Raw genomic sequence first — 19,220 nt, forward strand, 5'->3', positions numbered from 1 at the left:
CCGTTCTCGAGATAGAGGAGCAACGGCTATGCAGGATGTTTCAGGCAGTCCGCACGGCGTGGTGTCGGCGGATACATGGGGAAGCTGGGCGGAAAAGGCGGATCTGGGATTGAACATCGTCATTGTCGATGACCAGATGTCCGCGCGGACGATGCTGCGCCATGTCATCGAGGACATCGCGCCGGAACTGAAGGTCTATGACTTCGGCGACCCGCTGGATGCGCTGGCCTGGTGCGAGGCCGGGCGCGTGGACCTGTTGCTGCTCGACTACCGCATGCCCGGCATGGACGGCCTGGAGTTCGCGCGGCGCCTGCGCCGGCTGCCCAGCCACCGCGACATCCCGATCATCCTGATCACCATCGTCGGCGACGAGCCGATCCGGCAGGCCGCGCTGGAAGCCGGGGTGATCGATTTCCTGGTCAAACCGATCCGCCCGCGCGAATTGCGCGCGCGCTGCGCCAACCTGTTGCAGCTGCGCCAGCAGAGCGAGAGCGTCAAGCAACGCGCGCTGTCGCTGGAGCAGCGGCTGCTGGCCAGCATGAACGAGGTCGAGGAGCGCGAGCGCGAAACCTTGTCGCGGCTGGCACGCGCCATCGAATACCGCGATTCGGGCACCAGCGCGTTCCTGGAGCGCATGTCGCATGTGGCCGGCCTGATCGCCGAGCAACTGGGTCTGTCCGAAGAAGAGGTGCGCATCATCGAGATGGCCGCACCGCTGCACGACATGGGCAAGATCGCCATTCCCGATGCGGTGCTGCTCAAGCCGGGCAAGCTCACCGACGACGAAATGAGCATCATGAAGCGCCATCCGCGCATCGGCTACGAGTTGCTCAGCGGCAGCCAGAACCGCTTCATCCAGGTGGGCGCGCTGATCGCGCTGCGCCATCACGAGCGCTACGACGGCACCGGCTATCCCGACGGCCTGGTTGGCGAGGCGATTCCGCTGGAGGCGCGCATCGTCGCAGTGGCGGATGTGTTCGACGCCCTGTTGTCGCCGCGTCCCTACAAGGAAGCCTGGACCATGGATGCCGCACTGGCCTATCTGTACGCGCAGCGCGGACGCCTGTTCGACCCGCGCTGCGTGGATGCGCTGATGCGTGGTCGCGCGCAGCTGGAGCAGATCTGCGGCGAGTTCTCGATCGCATCGGCCCGTCCCGGGGTGTGAGGTGAGGGCGGCGCTCGGCCAGCTGCGTGATCGACTCGCTCGGCGTCCCGACAGCGAGCATGGTCAGGCGCTGGTGCGCCTTGCGATGATTCTGTTGATCCTGGTGTATACGCTGATCTGTGCTTCCTGGTGGGACATCTCGGGGCGCCAGTTGCAGCAGCTGTTGGGCCTGATTGCGATCGCGCAGGCCACGGCGCTGCTGATCTTTTGCTGGATTGTGGCGAGTCCGCAGCGCTCCCATCTGAGGCGTACCTTCGGGATGCTCGCCGACTACGGCTTGATCGGGCTGGCAATGACCTGGATGGGCGCGCCGATGGCCTGTCTGTACGTTGTGTTGCTCTGGGTCACGATCGGCAATGGGCTGCGCTTTGGCAGCGAGGCGCTGCATACCGCTGTGGGCATGGCCACGCTCAGCTTCGGCACGACGCTTGCCAACAGCACCTATTGGCATGGCCAGCTTGGCTTGGGGATCGCGCTGCTGGGTGCGTTGATCGTGGTTCCTATGTCATTGTTGCGTACGCTGCGCGAGCGAGACCGGGCCATGACCGGGGCGATGCCCACGGGTGTCGACGCTGCATCGCAGCACGGAAGGATTCCAACCCCATCGACGCCGCCGCGCGTCTGAGGCGTCTATGAAGTCTTTATTGCCATGGTTGAAACGGCGCCTGTCTGGGCGAGCAGATTCGGAACACGCCCAGAATCTCATTCGCATCATCATCACCACGCTGTTCATCTCCTACCTGGGCTGGCGCTATCAGCACACCCAGGGCGACACCCTGATGGCCACCTGGTTGACCCTGGTCGGCGAGCTGGTGGTGTCGCTGGGCTTGATGGTGGCGATCCTGATGCGGCCGCACGTCTCGCACACCCGGCGCCTGATCGGCATGGTGCTCGACTACACCTGCACCGGCGCGATCATGGCGATCCAGGGCGAGCCGGCCTCGCCACTGTATGCGGTGTGCATGTGGGTGACCATCGGCAATGGCTTGCGGTATGGCAGCAACTACCTGCGTGCCGCCACGGCCATGGCCAGCCTGAGTTTTCTCAGCGCCATCCTGATCTCGCCCTACTGGAAGGCCAACCCCTACCTGAGCTGGGGGCTGTTGCTGGGCCTGATTGCGGTGCCGCTGTACTTCGATTCGTTGCTACGTGCGATGACCCGCGCGGTCCGCGAGGCGCGCCATGCCAATCAGGCCAAGAGCCGGTTCCTGGCCAATATGAGTCACGAGTTCCGCACCCCCCTCAACGGCCTGTCCGGCATGACCGAAGTGCTGGCCACGACACGCCTGGATGCGGAGCAGAAAGAGTGCCTGAATACCATCCAGGCATCTGCGCGCAGTCTGCTGTCGCTGGTGGAGGAAGTGCTGGATATTTCGGCGATCGAGGCCGGCAAGATCCGTATCGATCGCCGCGATTTCTCGCTGCGCGAGATGATCGGCTCGGTCAACATGATACTGCAGCCGCAGGCGCGGGGGCGTGGGCTGGACTACGGAACGCAGGTTGCCGCCGATGTGCCGGACATGCTGAAGGGCGATACCGGCCACCTGCGCCAGGTCTTGCTGAACCTGCTCGGCAATGCCGTCAAGTTCACCGAGCATGGCCACGTGCTGCTGCGGGTCACGCGCATCGCCGGCAATGGCGATGAGACGGTGCGGCTGCGTTTCGATGTCGAAGACAGCGGCATCGGCGTGCCGATGGACATGCGTCCGCGGCTGTTCGAGGCCTTCGAGCAGGCCGACGTGGGGCTGTCGCGTCGCTACGAGGGCACCGGTCTGGGCACCACGATCGCCAAGGGGCTGGTCGAGGCCATGGGCGGCAGTATCGGGTTCAAGGAAAACAGGCCGGGCGGCAGTGTGTTCTGGTTCGAGCTGCCGATGGCGATTGGTGAGCCGCTGAAGAACGCACCGACGCGCACGCCCATCGGTGCGCTGGTGGATGCGCCCGACGAGTTGGAGGTGTCCAACGTCATTGCATTCTCCAACCCGTTCCTGCGCCACCGTGCCCGCGTGCGCAGCATGCGCATGCTCGTGGCCGACGACCATGAGGCCAACCGCATGGTGTTGCAGCGCCTGCTGGAAAAGGCCGGGCACAAGGTGGTGTGCGTCAACGGTGCCGAGCAGGTGCTGGACGCGATGGCCGAAGAGGATTTCGATGCGGTGATCGTGGATCTGCACATGCCGGGCATGAATGGCCTGGACATGCTCAAGCAGCTGCGTGTGATGCAGGCCAGCGGCATGCGCTACACCCCGGTGGTGGTGCTCAGCGCCGATGTCACCCCGGAGGCCATCCGTAGTTGCGAGCAGGCCGGCGCGCGCGCGTTCCTGGCCAAGCCGGTGGTGGCAACCAAGCTGCTCGACACCCTGGCCGATCTGGCCGTCAGTACCCGTCCGCTGGCGATGCCAGCCACCGTCGTGCAGGCACCGGCCAGCTTCGAGGGCGTGCTCGACGTGAGCGTGCTGGACGAACTGGCCGCGCTGGGCATGGGCGAGGAGTTCGAACGTCAGTTCATCCGGCAATGCCTGGACGACGCGCATAACTGCGTAGGCGCGATCGAGCGCGACGGCATGCGCTCGGACTGGGAACAATTGCGCGAAAGCGCGCACGCGCTGCGTGGCGTGGCCAGCAATCTGGGGCTGGCGCAGGTGGCCACCCACGGTGGCGAGCTGATGCGCATGGCCGACTGGCAGCTGCAGGCGGAGTGGCGGCAGCGGCTGTCCGCGTTACGTGAGCACCTGCAAGCGGGAAAGGATGCACTCGGCGCACGCCTGCAAGGCGTCAAGGACGACGAGTGCTCCCCCCGTAGAAGCGAATAGACCGCCGGCGCATCAAGTCGCGTCGAGCCCTGAGCGACGCGACTGCGCGCGTACCAGGCGGTCCATGGTGCGCAGCGATTTTTCGCCCAGCTGCATGGCCGTATCCACCCAGATCTCGGTGATGCGCATCATCTCCTCCAGCGGCACGGCGGTGGTCATCTCACGCACCTGCTGCATCGCCGCCCAAGCATGCGGCGTGCGCTTGCTTTCGCGGATGACCTGTTCCACTGCGGCCACGCCCTGACCGCGCGGCACCACGCGATCGACCAGGCCCATGCCGAGCAACTCCTCGGCCGAATACAGATTGCCTTCGAGCATGATCTTCTGCGCCAGCTGCGCGCTGACGCGTTGGCACATGAAGGAGTAGGCGCCCATGCCGGGGAAAAGGTCGAACAGCACCTCGGGCAGGCCCATCATCACGCCTTCCTCGGCAATGATGGTGTGGCAGCTGAGGGCCGCTTCGAAACCGCCGCCGAGCGCATTGCCCTGGACCAGCGCGATGCTGTGTGCGCGTGCGCCAAGGCCGACATGGAAGGCGTGCACGCCACGCACGCAGCGCTGCGCGTAGTCCAGCAGGCGCGCGCGGTCGCCTTCGCGAATGAGTTGGCAGAACAGCGCCAGATCGCCGCCCAGGTTGAAGACGTCGCTGTCGGACGCCAGCACCACGTGGGGCGCCAGCACGCCGGCGTTGGTCAGGCGCTGCCCGAGGTTGGTCTGGTAGCCGGTGATGTCGTCGACCAGGCGGGTCGAGAAGCAGGCACGGCCCGGGTTGATGGCCAGGTCGGCATGCATGTGGATCCAGTACACGTCACGCTGCGGTTCTTCGATGATGCGTAGGGTCGAGCCGATGTTGGTGCGAATGAAGGGTTGAACAGCAGACATGGTGGTTCTCCGTGAAGACCGTCCGGCCGGCCGCCTTGCGGACAGAGATGATGGTGGAAGCATGAACGTGCGCCGACTGCCGATTCTATGCGTGCAAAAGCGAACGCCCGCAAGGCCTTGCGGCATTGCGGGCGTTGTCTAGGGCTGAATGATCGCGTTCGCGGCGCGCCTGGACTAGCTTTTGGGCGCGTCGCGCAATTCGCGGCGCAGGATCTTGCCGACGTTGGTCTTGGGCAATTCCTTGCGGAATTCGATCACCCGCGGCTGCTTGTAGCCGGTCAGGTTGGCACGGCAGTGCGCCTTGACGTCGTCGGCGGTCAGGGCCGGGTCCTTCTTCACGATGACCGCCTTGACGATCTCGCCGGACTTTTCATCCGGCACGCCGACCGCTGCCACTTCCAGCACGCCGGGCATGGTGGCGATCACGTCTTCGATCTCGTTCGGATAGACGTTGAAGCCGGACACCAGAATCATGTCCTTCTTGCGGTCGACGATGTAGACGAAGCCTTGCTCGTCCATGCGGGCGATGTCGCCGGTGTGCAGCCAGCCGTCGGCATCCATCACCTTGGCGGTCTCGTCGGCCTTCTTCCAGTAGCCCTTCATCACCTGCGGGCCCTTGATGCACAGCTCGCCGATCTCGCCGATCGGCAACGTGGCGCCGGCGTCGTCCTTGATGCAGGCATCGGTGGAGGGAATCGGCACGCCGATCGAGCCGTTGTAGTCCTTCAGATTCATCGGGTTGATGCAGGCCGCTGGCGAGGTTTCTGTCAGGCCATAGGCCTCGACCAGTGTCACGCCGGTGACCTTCTTCCACCGCTCGGCCACCGAACGCTGCACCGCCATGCCGCCGCCCAGGGTCATCTTGAGCGAGGAAAAATCGATCTGGTCGAAGCCGGGCGTGTTGAGCAGGCCGTTGAACAGCGTGTTGACGCCGGTGAACGCGGTGAAGCGTGTCTTCTTCAGTTCCTTGACGAAGCCGGGCATGTCGCGTGGGTTGCTGATCAGGTGATTGCAGCCGCCGATCTTCATGAAGACCAGGCCGTTGGCCGTCAATGCGAAGATGTGGTACAGCGGCAGCGCGGTGATCACCACCTCGGCGCCTTCTTCCAGCTTGCCGGTGCCGGCAAGCCACTGGTGCGCCTGCTGCATGTTGGCCACCAGGTTGCGGTGGGTCAGCATCGCGCCCTTGGCCACGCCGGTGGTGCCGCCGGTGTACTGCAGGAAGGCGATGTCGTCCGGTTCGATCTGCAGCTTGGGCACGCTGTGCTTGCGGCCCAGCGCCAGCGCCTCGCGGAAGCGGATCGCGCCGTTGATGCGGTAGTCCGGCACCAACTTTTTGACGTACTTGACGACGAAGTTGACCACGGCCGCCTTGGGAAAGCCGAGCATGTCGCCCAGGCCGGTGGTGATTACCTGCTTGACCGGCGTCTCGGCGATGACCTGCTGCACGGTGGTGCCGAAGTTATCGATGACCACCAGCACGCTGGCGCCGGAGTCGATCAGCTGGTGCTTGAGTTCGCGCGGGGTGTAGAGCGGGTTGACGTTGACCACGGTCAGCCCGGCACGCAGCACGCCGAAGGTGGCGATGGGATACTGCAGGCAGTTGGGCATCATCAGCGCAACGCGGTCGCCCTTCTTCAATTGCAGCTCGCCCAGCAGGTAGGCGGCGAATTGTTCGACCAGCTGGTCCGCCTCGCGATAGGTGATGGTCTTGCCGAAGCTGTGATACGCAGGACGATCGGCAAAGCGCGCGACGGAGGTGGCGAACACCTCGGCCACCGTGCGGAACTGCTCCAGATCGATCTCGGCAGCGACGCCGGCCGGATAACTTTGCAACCAAGGACGTACCTGATTCATCTGCCCCCCCTCCAGGGAATTCGTTCCATGACGTGGTGTGTCCCACGGCACTGCGGTAGCCTGAAGGATACCGTCATGGATGGAAAAGGCGAAGCGTGACGCGCAAAGCTTCAGAGCGCGCGGGCGCTGCGGGGCACTGCAATCTTGCGCTTCCAGCGCGCTTTCAGCCTCGGCGCCGTCAACATTGCCCCCACTGGCCTGGAAGGCGGCCTCCAACGCCACCGTGGGCGGGCAGGTCTGCGGGCTGTCCGCCGCCTGAGTGCCAACGCGGAGCGTGCCTGAAAGGCCGACCCTCCCGCGCCAAGTGCCGGGATATCACCTATGACCAAAATGCTTCAGAGACATCACACCATTCCAGGCTGAGGCGGACTTGCTTGCTGTTGATCTTGCTGCTGGGCCTGTTGCTGGGCCTGCTGTTGTTGCTGCGTTTCGTTTAGCGCCTGCAGGTGCGCAAGGGACTGATCTACCGGAAGTGCGATGGCATCGCCTGTCTTCATGTGCGCTCTCAGATGCGCAGGATCATCCAGCGCCCCCTGGACGACAAACACGTTCTCGCCTTGTCGCAAAGACGTTGTCTGCTCGCTCAACACAATGTGGTCGATCCTGGAGAGTCCGTTCGCTTTGGCCAGATAAGCGCTACTCGCCGCCAATCGGGCGCTGTTGTCGTCATAGTCCCGGCCGAGGCCCTGTTCCAGCCGGCGCACTGCATCTTCGGCTTGACGATGCAGTGGATCTTTTGTCGGCGCGACGCCTTGAATATTTCGATATGTTGGCGCGGCGTTGTGATCTTCCTGATTCAGCTCAGGCGGGAATATACGCGGAGCAATCTGCTGCAGCGTCGCAGGGTCGATGTCTCCCGTCTTGGAAAGACCATGGGCTTGCTGGTAGTTGATGACTGCGGCCTGCATCGAGAGGCGATAAACACCATCTTCCTGGAGCGGCCGATTGTCAGCTCCTCGATAGCCCTCGGCGTTCAATGTCCGCTGCACCTGCCGAACCATATCGGACGATTCGCCGATACGGATCGTCTCATCATCGACGAATGGCCTGGGTTCAATGCCGCGATCCCGCCTCTCTGGATCGATCGACAGGCGGCCACTTACCAAGTCACCTATATAGTTCTCGTAATTCTGGTAGTAGCGAGTATCAACTTCCATATGTACGTGGATTTTTGAAGTTGATTGCTTGCTTTGCACTCCCAGTGCCTGACCGTATTCGACCTGATCACCAACTTTTACGTGAAGTGGAGACATGTGCCGGACACGCAGGATGACGTCACCGCCTTGTCTGTCCCGAACCTCCACCAACCCCCCGGTCGCATCAACCGCGCTTACTAGTCCCGCAACGGGCGATGGGACATCGAGCGCTCTTGAAGCCGGCCCGGTAGGCGACCTTGAATCTTCAAGTATGAAGTCCTTCTTCAACAACACTTGGTCAGGACGAAGGCCATAGGATCTGTCCGGTTTGGCGACCTCAATTTCCTGCATCTCACCACCAATCAGACCCACCGTTCTACCTGGCTCACCACCAACAGCGCTGCCATTGACCAGATGAGCAAATCTATTGCTATTTGGGTGGTGAGTCACTAGCCCGTCGAAGTTCTCGACAGGCTCATTGGTATATCCCTTTTTAGCGTCCCATTCGAGTTGGATGACGCGATACGGGACCTGCTGGTTAGCGTCTGATGTTGCCATGTGCTAACTCCTTGTCAGTCTCTGAGGTTGATAACGCGAGTCAAATACCAGCAACCCCTGCTTCGCTTGAAGACATAAGTATCCATCTCATACTCCATGCCAAAGTCTACCCTGCGCCCGTCACCGGCTGTCGCCTCAATGGATATTGGATATCCAACCCCACTTTGTCGCTCAGGCCCCTTCGCCCCTGGAACAGTTTGATCAAAGACTTTTGCATCCTTGAAATAACGAAAAGGGAATAGTTCGAGGCGAGAAGATCCTGTTCGCTTGGAGATGTGCGTGGCAGGCGATGATGGAGTTACTTCTTCGACAGTGTAAGTCGGGACCTCATACTCCAGCGGATCATCGGTGAAACGGCGACGTACGCTATCGTCCGCAACATCGGCGTAGCGCTGAAGAAACGTATTGAAATCCTTCGAGGGACATGCCACCGACGATTGCTCGCGGCGCTGATTCGGGAGCCCCTGCTGCGAGGAGACCGCCTGCGCTGATGAAGTGCACCCCGCTATAGAAACGCAAAGCAATGCGGCGAAAACGGCAGATGTGTTCAAGTGATAGACACTCATGCTCATCATTTTCCTTGGCTGCGGGCTACTGGCGCCGTATGTCGTCGATAGGATCCATCATTTACTCATCACTGATGTCTGCCGGATATTCCACTCAGGCCAGATCAGGTCAGGTCGATTCAATTTTTCAATCGCAAAATTTCATACCTTGACTTCCACCTGGCACGCAAACAACACGCCCGCCGTACGGCGGGCGTGTTGTTTGCCTTGAAGCGCGCGATCAGCCCGCCTTGCGTGCCGCCAGCTGGCGCAGCACGTATTGCAACAGACCACCGTGCTTGAAGTACTCCACTTCCTTGGGCGTCAGCAGCAACACCTTGACCTGGAACTGCTTGACGCTGCCGTCGGACTTCTTGGCATCCACCGTGGCACGGCGGCTGGCGCCGTCCTGCAGGCCGGTGATGTCCAGCACTTCCGAACCATCCAGGCCCAGCGTCTGCGCGTTTTCGTTCTCGAGGAACTGCAGTGGCAACACGCCCATGCCGACCAGGTTGGAGCGGTGTATGCGCTCGAAGCTTTCGGCGATCACCGCCTTGACCCCGAGCAGGTTGGTGCCCTTGGCCGCCCAGTCGCGCGAGGAGCCGGTGCCGTATTCCTTGCCGGCCAGCACCACCAGCGGCACGCCATCGGCCTTGTACTTCACCGCCGCATCGTAGATCGCCAGCTTTTCCGGCTGGCCGCCATCGGCCGGGTAGTACAGCGTGTTGCCGCCTTCTTCGCCGCCGAACATCAGGTTCTTGATGCGGATATTGGCGAAGGTGCCGCGCACCATCACGTCGTCGTTGCCGCGGCGGCTGCCGTAGCTGTTGAAGTCGGCCGGCTGCACGCCGCGTTCCTGCAGGAAACGGCCTGCCGGCGAGTCCTTCTTGATGTTGCCGGCCGGGGAGATGTGGTCGGTGGTGATCGAGTCGCCGAACAGTCCCATGATGCGCGCGCCGTGTACATCGTCCACGTTGCCAACCTGCATGGTCATGCCGTCGAAGTAGGGTGGGTTCTTGATGTAGGTCGAGGCCGCGTCCCATTCGTACAGCGCGCCATCCGGCGAGGCGATCGTGTTCCAGCGGGTATCGCCCTTGAACACATCGGCGTAGTTCTGCTTGAACATCTCCGGGCCGACGGTGGCGGCGATGGTGTCGCCGATTTCCTTGTTGCTCGGCCAGATGTCGCGCAGATACACCGGCTGGCCATCGCTGCCGGTGCCCAGCGGCTCGGTGGTCAGGTCGATGTCGGTGGTGCCGGCAATCGCATAGGCCACCACCAGCGGCGGCGAGGCCAGGTAGTTCATCTTGACTTCCGGGTGCACGCGGCCTTCGAAGTTGCGGTTGCCCGACAACACCGAGGTCACCACCAGGTCGTCCTTGGCGATCGCGGCGGACACGTCTTCGGGCAGCGGGCCGGAGTTGCCGATGCAGGTGGTGCAGCCATAGCCGACCACATAGAACCCGAGTTTTTCCAGGTCGCTGAGCACGCCGGCCTTTTCGAGATAGTCGGTGACCACGCGCGAGCCCGGCCCGAGTGAGGTCTTGACCCACGGCTGTGCCTTCAAGCCCTTGGCCGCGGCATTACGCGCAAGCAGGCCGGCGCCGAGCATCACTGCCGGGTTGGAGGTGTTGGTGCACGAGGTGATTGCAGCGATGACCACCGAGCCATCGCGCAACTGCCAGCCGGCGCCACTGTCGGTGGCGTGCTCGGCGTGTGCGGCCTTGGCACCGACGGCGGTGCCGCCGCCACCTTCGTTCTTCAGCCGGTCTTCCTGCTTGAGATCGGTGAGCTTCTTGCTGCGCGCCTCGGCAAACGGCTTGAGGCTTTCGCGGTAGTTGCGCTGCATGTCTTCCAGCAGCACGCGGTCCTGCGGACGCTTGGGGCCGGCTAGCGAGGGCTTGACCTGGCCCATGTCCAGTTCCAGCGTGGCGCTGTACTGCGCTGGCGGCGTGTTGGCGTCGTGCCACAGCCCCTGCGCCTTGGCATAGGCTTCCACCAACGCGATCTGCTCCTCGCTGCGGCCGGACAGGCGCAGGTAGGTCAGCGATTCCTCGTCGACCGGGAAGATGCCGCAGGTGGCGCCGTATTCCGGTGCCATGTTGCCGATGGTGGCGCGGTCGGCCAGCGGCAGGTGCTGCAGGCCTTCGCCGAAGAACTCGACGAACTTGCCCACCACGCCGGCCTTGCGCAGCATCTGGGTCACGGTCAGCACCAGATCGGTGGCAGTGGCGCCTTCAGGCAGCTTGCCGGTGAGCTTGAAGCCCACCACCTGCGGAATCAGCATCGAGGAGGGCTGGCCCAGCATCGCGGCCTCGGCCTCGATGCCGCCCACGCCCCAGCCCAGCACGCCGATGCCATTGATCATGGTGGTGTGGCTGTCGGTGCCGAACACAGTGTCGGGATAGGCAACCAGGCTGCCGTCCTTGTCCGCGCTCATCACCACGCGGGCGAGATTTTCCAGGTTGACCTGATGGACGATGCCGGTGTTGGGTGGTACCACCTTGAAGTTTTCGAACGCCTTCTGGCCCCAGCGCAGGAAGCCGTAGCGTTCCTGGTTGCGCTGGAATTCGATCTTGCCGTTGAGGTCGAGCGCGTCGGGTTTGCCGAACACGTCCACCTGCACCGAATGGTCGATGACCAGTTCGGAGGGAATCTGCGGGTTGATCTGGTCGGCCTTGCCACCCAACTTGACCACCGCATCGCGCATCGCGGCCAGGTCCACCACGCAAGGCACGCCGGTGAAATCCTGCAGCACCACGCGCGCGGGCATGAAGGCGATTTCGATATCCGGCTCGGCGGTGGGGTCCCACTTGGCGACTGCTTCGATGTGGTCCTTGCCGACGGTCACGCCGCCGTCTTCGTGCCGGAGCAGATTCTCCAGCAGGATCTTCATCGAGTAGGGCAGGTGGGCGATATCGAAGCGCTCGCCCAGTTTTGGCAGGCTGTAATAGTCGTAGCGCTTGCCGCTGACCTCGAGCGAGGTGCGGGTGGAAAAGGAATCGCTCATGCATCACTCCTATGGCGTCTAAGGCTTTAGGTAGGCACCCATTCTGAGCGATTCAGTGTGTACGTACGGTTTGTGCCGTCGTCCGGTGGGCTTGAGTATGGAGGCCAAAGTATGTATAACTTGTACATACTTTTTCCGCGGAGCACCCATGGAAGCCACCGTTGCCGAGCGCGGCCAGATCACGCTGCCCAAGGCGGTACGCGATGCCCTGGGGTTGACCAAGGGCACCACGCTCAAGGTCGAGCTGGAAGGCGGGCGCATCATTCTGCGCAAGAGTGTTGACGATGCGATTTCACGCGCACGCGGCCGCTTCAAGCTGGATGGCTTCGAGAGCACCGACGATGCGATGCGTGCCATCCGCGGGCGTGCGCCGGGCGATCCGTTCGATCCCGACGCCGGCGCATGATTGCCATCGATTCCTCGGTGCTGGTGGACCTGCTGGCCGACAGTGAGCAGGCAGACGCGGCCGAAGCCTGTTTGCGCCAGTGCCTGAGCACCGGGCCGGTGGTGGTGTGCGACGTTGTGCTGGCCGAAGTCTGCAGTGCGCTGCGCGACGGTGCCGAGGCGCTGTCGGTGCTGGAAGACATGAGCATCCGCTTCAATGCGCTGGAGGCCAAGTCGGCCTTGCGCGCCGGCGAGATGCAGCGCCGCTTCCGTGCGCGCGGCGGCAAGCGCGAGCGGGTGGTGGCGGACTTTCTGATCGGCGCCCACGCGATGCTGCAATGCGATGGGCTGATCACCCGCGACGACGGTTTTTTCCGCGACTACTTCAAGGGCTTGAAGATCATCGTGCCCAAGCCCGCTGCCTGATCCACGTTTTACGCGTTACCACCTTACCGCTGTCTTTTCTTGGAGAACCCGCATGTTGGAAGCCTACCGCCACCACGTTGCAGAGCGCGCCGCGCTCGGTATCCCGCCGCTGCCGCTGACCGCGCAGCAGACCGCCGAGGTCATCGAGCTGTTGAAGGCACCGCCGGCGGGCGAAGAAGAATTCCTGGTCGAGCTGCTCAGCCAGCGCGTGCCGGCCGGCGTGGACGATGCCGCCAAGGTCAAGGCCTCGTACCTGGCCGCGGTGGCCTTCGGTACCGAGAAGACTGCACTGATCAGCCCGACGCGGGCCACCGAGCTGCTCGGCACCATGCTGGGCGGCTACAACATCCAGCCGCTGATCGACCTGCTGGACAACGCCGAGCTGGGCGCCACCGCTGCCGACGCGCTCAAGCACACCTTGCTGGTGTTCGACGCCTTCCATGACGTGCAGGAAAAGGCGCAAGCCGGCAATGCGCACGCCAAGGCCGTGCTGCAGAGCTGGGCCGACGCCGAGTGGTTCACCAGCAAGCCGGAAGTGCCGCAGAGCATGACCGTCACCGTGTTCAAGGTGCCGGGCGAAACCAACACCGACGATCTGTCGCCAGCGCCGGATGCGACCACGCGCCCGGACATCCCGCTGCATGCGCTGGCGATGCTGAAGAACAAGCGCGACGGCGCGGCGTTCGAGCCGGAAGAAGACGGCAAGCGCGGCCCGATCCAGGCCATTGCCGACCTCAAGGCCAAGGGCCATCTGGTGGCCTACGTAGGCGACGTGGTCGGTACCGGTTCCTCGCGCAAGTCGGCCACCAACTCGGTGCTGTGGTGGACCGGCGAAGACATTCCGTACATCCCGAACAAGCGCTTCGGCGGCGTATGCCTGGGCAGCAAGATCGCCCCGATCTTCTACAACACCATGGAAGACGCCGGCGCGCTGCCGATCGAGCTGGACGTGTCGCAGATGGAGCACGGCGACGTGGTCGAGCTGCGTCCGTACGATGGCAAGGCGCTGAAGAACGAGCAGGTGATTGCCGAGTTCGCGATGAAGTCGGACGTGCTGTTCGATGAAGTGCGCGCCGGTGGCCGCATTCCGCTGATCGTGGGCCGTGGCCTGACCGCCAAGGCGCGCGAGTTCCTGGGCCTGCCGGCCTCGGACCTGTTCCGCCTGCCGATGGACCCGCCGGACACCGGCAAGGGCTTCTCGCTGGCGCAGAAGATGGTCGGCCGCGCGTGTGGCTTGCCGGAAGGCCAGGGCATGCGCCCGGGTACCTATTGCGAACCGAAGATGACCTCGGTGGGCTCGCAGGACACCACCGGCCCGATGACCCGCGACGAGCTGAAGGACCTGGCCTGCCTGGGCTTCTCCTCGGACCTGGTGATGCAGTCGTTCTGCCACACCGCGGCCTACCCGAAGCCGGTGGACGTCAAGACCCACCACACCCTGCCGGAATTCATCTCCACCCGTGGCGGCGTGTCGCTGCGTCCGGGCGACGGCGTGATCCATAGCTGGCTCAACCGCATGCTGCTGCCCGACACCGTGGGTACCGGCGGCGACTCGCACACGCGTTTCCCGATCGGCATTTCGTTCCCGGCCGGTTCCGGCCTGGTGGCTTTCGCGGCCGCCACCGGCGTGATGCCGCTGGACATGCCCGAGAGCGTGCTGGTGCGCTTCAAGGGTGAAATGCAGCCGGGCGTGACCCTGCGCGACCTGGTCAACGCGATCCCGCTGTACGCGATCAAGCAGGGCTTGCTGACCGTGGCCAAGCAGGGCAAGAAGAACATCTTCTCCGGCCGCATCCTGGAAATCGAAGGTTTGCCGAACCTGAAGGTGGAGCAGGCGTTCGAACTCTCCGATGCTTCGGCCGAGCGTTCGGCGGCCGGTTGCACCGTGCACCTGGACAAGGCGCCGATCATCGAATACCTGACCAGCAACATCACCCTGCTGCGCTGGATGATTGCCGAGGGGTACGCCGATGCGCGCACCCTGGGCCGGCGCATCAAGAAGATGGAAGACTGGCTGGCCGACCCGCAGCTGCTGCAGCCCGATGCCGACGCCGAATACGCGGCGGTCATCGAGATCGACCTGGCCGACATCCATGAGCCGATCGTGGCGTGCCCGAACGACCCGGACGACGTCAAGACGCTATCGGAGGTTGCCGGTGCGGCGATCGACGAAGTGTTCATCGGTTCGTGCATGACCAACATCGGTCACTTCCGTGCTGCCGCCAAGCTGCTGGAAGGCAAGCGCGATATCCCGACCCGCCTGTGGGTCGCACCGCCGACCAAGATGGATGCCTCCGAGCTGACCAAGGAAGGCCATTACGGCACCTTCGGCGCGGCCGGCGCGCGCATGGAAATGCCCGGCTGCTCGCTGTGCATGGGCAACCAGGCGCAGGCACGCGAGGGCGCCACGGTGTTCTCCACCTCCACGCGTAACTTCCCCAACCGCCTGGGCCGCAATACCAATGTGTACCTGGGCTCGGCGGAACTGGCGGCAATCTGCTCGCGCCTGGGTCGCATCCCGACCAAGGACGAGTACATGGCCGATGTGGGCGTGATCAAGACCAGTGGCGAGCAGATCTACCGCTACATGAACTTCGATCAGATCCAGGAGTATCAGGGCGTGGCCGAGACGGTCGCTGCCTGATCCGGCGAGCGATTGCCGCGTACGACGAAATGCCCGGCCTTGCCGGGCATTTCGCTTTTCGGGGGATAACTTCGTTTTAACTGCAGGATCGTGGGCGTTAAAGCAACTATCAGTTAACTGGCTTGCGGCATTGCAACAAAAATCTGAGCTCGTCAGGACTAGATTCCAGCGCTTCCCCCCACTGCTTGCTCGATGCCATGCCCACTTGCACGATCGCAGGTCAAACCCTGCATTACACCCGATACGGTCAAGGCTTCCCGGTATTGCTCGGCCATGGTTACCTCTGGGAGGCGGCCATGTGGGAGCCGCAGATCCAGGCCCTGGCGCGGCATTACCAGGTCATCGTTCCCGAGCTCTGGGGGCATGGGCAGTCGGGCCCGCTGCCGCACGGCACGCAGCAGATCGGCGATCTTGCCCGGCAGATGCTGGCGCTGCTGGACGCGCTGAAGCTGCCACAGTGCGCCGTGGTCGGCTTGTCGGTGGGCGGCATGTGGGCCGCCGAACTCGCCCTGAAGGCGCCGGAACGCGTGCGCAGCCTGGTATTGATGGACACCTTCCTGGGCGCCGAGCCAGCCGCCACGCGTGCGCGCTACTTCGGCCTGCTCGATGCCATCGAGACGGCCGGGCAGGTGACGTCTGCGCTGATCGAGGCCATCGTGCCGCTGTTCTTCCGCCCCGGCATCGATCTGAGCTCGGCATTGCCTGCGGCCTTTGCGCAGCGGCTGGCGGCGATGTCGGCCGAGCAGCTGCGCGTATCCCTCGTGCCGCTGGGCCGGCTGATCTTCGGTCGTGCCGATCGGCTGGACGCCCTGGCTGCGCTGGATCCGGCCAACACCTTCCTGCTGAGCGGCGCCGAAGACATCCCGCGCCCGCCCGAAGAGGTGTGGATGATGGCCGAGGCGATCGGCTGCGATTACGAGCTGGTCCCGGACGCAGGCCATATCGCCCCACTGGAGAACCCGGCCTTCGTCAACGCGCAGTTGCTGGGGTGGCTGAAGCGGACGGTGGGAGAGACTCGGGTGGAGCTGATGCGTGCGGGATGAGGGCAATCGCCTCGCATGAGGTGAGGTGAGCGACTCCTCACTTTTTTACTGACAGGAGAGGGCTTGAAGCGCTGCAGCTGTCAGGAGGATGTTCCCTTCTCCCACGGGGAGAAGGTGCCCGCAGGGCGGATGAGGGTACGGGCGCAGCCACGTGCGATTTGGCTTGTGAGTGGCTTCGCCCCGTACCCTCACCCCGACCCCTCGCTCTGCGCCCCGGCCCGCGCCTGCGGCACAGGCGCTCCAAGGCACACGCGCCGGTGGCGCGTAAGCCGTGCCTTCTCGCCCCGCGGGGAGAGGGGCTTGAAGCGCTCTCTCGCAGGGAGGGGCTCGCGCGCTTTCGCAACCATTGGGGAAAAGGCGGCGCGTAGCGCCAGATGAGGATATGGGTGACTCGAATACCACCGGTCGCCGTGGCAGCAATCCTCTAAGACTGCGCGCCCAACCAGGCTTCCAGTGCTGCAGCCGGTAACGGGCGAGAGAACAGATAGCCTTGCAACACTTCGCAGCCCAGGTCGGCCAGGAACAGGCGCTGGGCCTCGTTCTCGACGCCTTCGGCCACCACGTGCTTGCGCAGGTGCTCGCCGATGCGCAGCACCGAGGTGGTGAGCGCGCGCGCGTCTTCGCTGTGTTCGATGTCGCGCACGAAACTCATGTCCAGCTTCAGTTCGTCGATCGGCAGGCGATGCAGATGGCTGAGGCTGGAATAGCCGGTGCCGAAGTCGTCCAGCGACAACGAAATGCCGGCCTCGCGGATGGCGTGCAGGTTTTCCAGCACGCCCGGCTGGCCGGAGAGCATCACGCTTTCGGTCAACTCCAGGGTCAGGTCGGCCGGCTGCACGCCCAGCTCGGCGATCAGCTGCAGCAGGTCGGGCAGCATGCGCGGGCTTTCGAAGCCGCTTGCCGACAGATTCACCGACACGCGCGCGACCGGCACGCCACGCCGGCGCCAGTCGGCGACCTGTTCGCAGGCACGTCGCAGCACCCAGGCATTGAGCTGCGGCATCATGCCTTGCTCTTCGGCCACCGGCAGGAACCGCGCCGGCGACACCGCGCCCAGCTGCGGGTGATTCCAACGCAGCAGCGCTTCCACGCCATACAGTGCATGCGGTGCGGCGCTGTGCATCTGCGGCTGGTAGTGCAGCTGCAATTGGTCGCGGCCGATAGCCTGGCGCAGCTCTGCTTCCAGCGCCACGCGTTCCTGCGCCATGCGGTTCATGTCGGAGCTGAAAAAGCGGAAGCGTCCGCCGCCTTCCTTCTTGGCGCGGTTCATCGCCAGGTCCGCGTGCCGCAGCAGGATGGTGATGTCGCGCCCGTCCTCGGGAAACATCGCCACGCCGATGCTGGCCGATGGATGCACCATCATGTGGCCCACGCTCAGCGGGCCGGCGATGGTGCCCAGCACGCGCTCGGCCACGGCGCTGGCGTGTTCGGCGCTGCATTGCGGCAGCGCCAGGGCGAATTCGTCGCCGGCCACGCGCGCCAGCATGGCGGTGGCGGCCAGCTGGTCGGTGATGCGCAGCGCGATGTCGCGCAGCAGGCCATCGCCGGCCGCATGTCCCTGGCTGTCGTTGATCAGCTTGAAGCGATCGATGTTGATGAACATCACCGCTGCCGGCTCGCCGGCATATTCGGCCTGGGTGAGCGCCTGCTCGGCACGCGCGCTGAACATGATGCGGTTGGGCAGGCCGGTCAATGCATCGTAGAAGGCAAGCTGATGCACGCGCTGGCGGATCTGCTCGCGCTCCAGCGCCAGCGTGCACAGCTGTTGGCACAGTTCGGTCAGCCGGACGTGCCAGGCATCGGCGCGTTGCGGCTTGCGGTAATACAGCGCGAAGGTGCCCAGCACGCGGGCGCTGTTGGAACGGATCGGCGCGCTCCAGCAGGCGCGCAGGCCCATCGGTAGCAATTTATCGCGATACTGCGCAAACAACGGGTCGGTGGCGATGTCTTCCACCATCACCGGGCGGCCGCGCCAGGCGGCGGTACCGCAGGCGCCGGCACCCGGCGCGATCTTCTGGCCGTTGACCGCATCGGCGTATTCGGGCGGCAGGCTGGGCGCGGCCAGCGAATGCAGGCAGCCTTGATTGTCCGCGCTCATTACGGTGGCAATCACATCCGGTGCGATGCGCTCCACTTCGCTGCAGATCAGCGTCATCACCTCGATCAGCGGGCGTTCCTGCACCAGGGCTTCGAGCACGCGGTGCTGCAGCACCTCGTGCATCTTGGTATCGGTGATGTCGGTCAGCACCGCCACGTAATGCGAGGGGTGATGCCGGGCGTCGTAGATCGGATTGAAATTGAGCGAGATCCACAGCGGCGAGCCGTCCTTGCGATACACCAGCAGATCGGCGCGGGTCTGCTGCAGGGCATCGGCGCGGTCGCGGATGCGGGCAACCTCGGTCTGGTCGCTCTGCGCGCGGGTCAGCACGTCGGAGGGACGCTGGCCCACCAGTTCGGCCTCGGTATAGCCGAACATGCGCTGGAAGCCATCGTTGGCATACAGCAGGCGCGATTGCAGGTCGCAGATCAGGATGGCGCTGCTGCTGCCGTCCAGGGCTTCGGCCAGCAGCCGCGAACGCCGGTCCTGTGGGCTTTCGCCCTGCATGCGCATGCCCGCCGTGAGCGGGCCGGGGACGATGGCCACGCCCTCCGCCGTGCGTCCGGCCGCGCCCGCTGCAGCGAGGAGCGGCGCTGCATCGACAGCGCCGGATGCCTCCATCGGGTCGTTCGGATGCGGGGGCAGCGCTGGCATGGGCG

The 19,220-nt window shown here is 64.1% G+C and carries 13 protein-coding genes; 7 read left to right on the top strand and 6 right to left on the bottom strand.

What is annotated here, in order from left to right; translation table 11 throughout:
- Nucleotides 1–28: 28 nt before the first annotated feature.
- From HG421_RS07635 to HG421_RS07645, 3 genes are read left to right on the top strand one after another with little or no spacing between them, the layout of a single operon-like run.
- Complete coding sequence (locus HG421_RS07635; RefSeq protein ID WP_169705903.1) at nucleotides 29–1,165, top strand: HD-GYP domain-containing protein; 1,137 nt, start codon at nucleotides 29–31, stop codon at nucleotides 1,163–1,165.
- A gap of 1 nt (nucleotide 1,166) precedes the next feature.
- Complete coding sequence (locus tag HG421_RS07640; RefSeq protein WP_169705904.1) at nucleotides 1,167–1,790, top strand: RpfH protein; 624 nt, start codon at nucleotides 1,167–1,169, stop codon at nucleotides 1,788–1,790.
- Between the two features lie 7 nt (nucleotides 1,791–1,797).
- Nucleotides 1,798–3,978, top strand: a complete 2,181-nt coding sequence (locus HG421_RS07645) for an ATP-binding protein (protein WP_169705905.1) — start codon at nucleotides 1,798–1,800, stop codon at nucleotides 3,976–3,978.
- Between the two features lie 12 nt (nucleotides 3,979–3,990).
- Here HG421_RS07645 and HG421_RS07650 read toward each other — a convergent pair whose 3' ends face one another.
- From HG421_RS07650 to acnA, 5 genes are all read right to left on the bottom strand, one after another.
- Nucleotides 3,991–4,860, bottom strand: a complete 870-nt coding sequence (locus HG421_RS07650) for a crotonase/enoyl-CoA hydratase family protein (protein WP_169705906.1) — start codon at nucleotides 4,858–4,860, stop codon at nucleotides 3,991–3,993.
- Nucleotides 4,861–5,034: 174 nt separating this feature from the next.
- Entirely contained in the window at nucleotides 5,035–6,717 is a 1,683-nt protein-coding gene (locus HG421_RS07655; protein WP_169705907.1) for a long-chain fatty acid--CoA ligase, read from the bottom strand.
- 344 nt (nucleotides 6,718–7,061) lie between these two features.
- Entirely contained in the window at nucleotides 7,062–7,874 is an 813-nt protein-coding gene (locus tag HG421_RS21525) for a peptidoglycan-binding domain-containing protein (RefSeq protein ID WP_343204234.1), read from the bottom strand.
- A gap of 551 nt (nucleotides 7,875–8,425) precedes the next feature.
- Complete coding sequence (locus tag HG421_RS07665; RefSeq protein WP_248279480.1) at nucleotides 8,426–8,977, bottom strand: hypothetical protein; 552 nt, start codon at nucleotides 8,975–8,977, stop codon at nucleotides 8,426–8,428.
- A 220-nt stretch (nucleotides 8,978–9,197) separates the two neighbouring features.
- The gene (gene acnA / locus HG421_RS07670) at nucleotides 9,198–11,966 is read right to left on the bottom strand and encodes an aconitate hydratase AcnA (RefSeq protein WP_169705910.1); all 2,769 of its coding nucleotides are present in this window, start codon (nucleotides 11,964–11,966) and stop codon (nucleotides 9,198–9,200) included.
- 148 nt (nucleotides 11,967–12,114) lie between these two features.
- On the opposite strand from acnA, the gene HG421_RS07675 reads away from it, so the two are divergent.
- From HG421_RS07675 to HG421_RS07690, 4 genes are all read left to right on the top strand, one after another.
- Nucleotides 12,115–12,372, top strand: coding sequence for an AbrB/MazE/SpoVT family DNA-binding domain-containing protein (locus HG421_RS07675; protein ID WP_169705911.1), 258 nt, complete (start codon nucleotides 12,115–12,117; stop codon nucleotides 12,370–12,372).
- Entirely contained in the window at nucleotides 12,369–12,776 is a 408-nt protein-coding gene (locus tag HG421_RS07680; protein WP_169705912.1) for a type II toxin-antitoxin system VapC family toxin, read from the top strand. Before HG421_RS07675 ends, HG421_RS07680 begins: the two co-directional genes overlap by 4 nt.
- Nucleotides 12,777–12,828: 52 nt before the next feature.
- Nucleotides 12,829–15,420, top strand: coding sequence for a bifunctional aconitate hydratase 2/2-methylisocitrate dehydratase (gene acnB / locus HG421_RS07685; RefSeq protein WP_169705913.1), 2,592 nt, complete (start codon nucleotides 12,829–12,831; stop codon nucleotides 15,418–15,420).
- Between the two features lie 197 nt (nucleotides 15,421–15,617).
- The gene (locus HG421_RS07690) at nucleotides 15,618–16,463 is read left to right on the top strand and encodes an alpha/beta fold hydrolase (RefSeq protein WP_169705914.1); all 846 of its coding nucleotides are present in this window, start codon (nucleotides 15,618–15,620) and stop codon (nucleotides 16,461–16,463) included.
- A gap of 424 nt (nucleotides 16,464–16,887) precedes the next feature.
- On the opposite strand, the gene HG421_RS07695 is transcribed toward HG421_RS07690, so the two are convergent.
- Nucleotides 16,888–19,215 carry a sensor domain-containing protein gene (locus HG421_RS07695; RefSeq protein ID WP_425533322.1) on the bottom strand — a complete coding sequence of 776 codons (2,328 nt, stop codon included), beginning with the start codon at nucleotides 19,213–19,215 and terminating at the stop codon, nucleotides 16,888–16,890.
- Between the last annotated feature and the right edge of the window lie 5 nt (nucleotides 19,216–19,220).

This window comes from Xanthomonas campestris pv. badrii (genome assembly GCF_012848175.1).
GTDB classification, from domain to species: Bacteria; Pseudomonadota; Gammaproteobacteria; order Xanthomonadales; family Xanthomonadaceae; genus Xanthomonas; species Xanthomonas campestris_C.

Bases quoted from the DNA above. Each gene is read 5' to 3' on its own strand.
- HG421_RS07665 (WP_248279480.1), bottom strand. From the start codon at position 8,977: ATGAGTGTCTATCACTTGAACACATCTGCCGTTTTCGCCGCATTGCTT.
- HG421_RS07680 (WP_169705912.1), top strand. From the start codon at position 12,369: ATGATTGCCATCGATTCCTCGGTGCTGGTGGACCTGCTGGCCGACAGT.
- HG421_RS07695 (WP_425533322.1), bottom strand. From the start codon at position 19,215: ATGCCAGCGCTGCCCCCGCATCCGAACGACCCGATGGAGGCATCCGGC.
- HG421_RS07675 (WP_169705911.1), top strand. From the start codon at position 12,115: ATGGAAGCCACCGTTGCCGAGCGCGGCCAGATCACGCTGCCCAAGGCG.
- acnB (WP_169705913.1), top strand. From the start codon at position 12,829: ATGTTGGAAGCCTACCGCCACCACGTTGCAGAGCGCGCCGCGCTCGGT.
- HG421_RS07690 (WP_169705914.1), top strand. From the start codon at position 15,618: ATGCCCACTTGCACGATCGCAGGTCAAACCCTGCATTACACCCGATAC.
- HG421_RS07655 (WP_169705907.1), bottom strand. From the start codon at position 6,717: ATGAATCAGGTACGTCCTTGGTTGCAAAGTTATCCGGCCGGCGTCGCT.
- HG421_RS21525 (WP_343204234.1), bottom strand. From the start codon at position 7,874: ATGGAAGTTGATACTCGCTACTACCAGAATTACGAGAACTATATAGGT.
- HG421_RS07635 (WP_169705903.1), top strand. From the start codon at position 29: ATGCAGGATGTTTCAGGCAGTCCGCACGGCGTGGTGTCGGCGGATACA.
- HG421_RS07650 (WP_169705906.1), bottom strand. From the start codon at position 4,860: ATGTCTGCTGTTCAACCCTTCATTCGCACCAACATCGGCTCGACCCTA.
- HG421_RS07645 (WP_169705905.1), top strand. From the start codon at position 1,798: ATGAAGTCTTTATTGCCATGGTTGAAACGGCGCCTGTCTGGGCGAGCA.
- acnA (WP_169705910.1), bottom strand. From the start codon at position 11,966: ATGAGCGATTCCTTTTCCACCCGCACCTCGCTCGAGGTCAGCGGCAAG.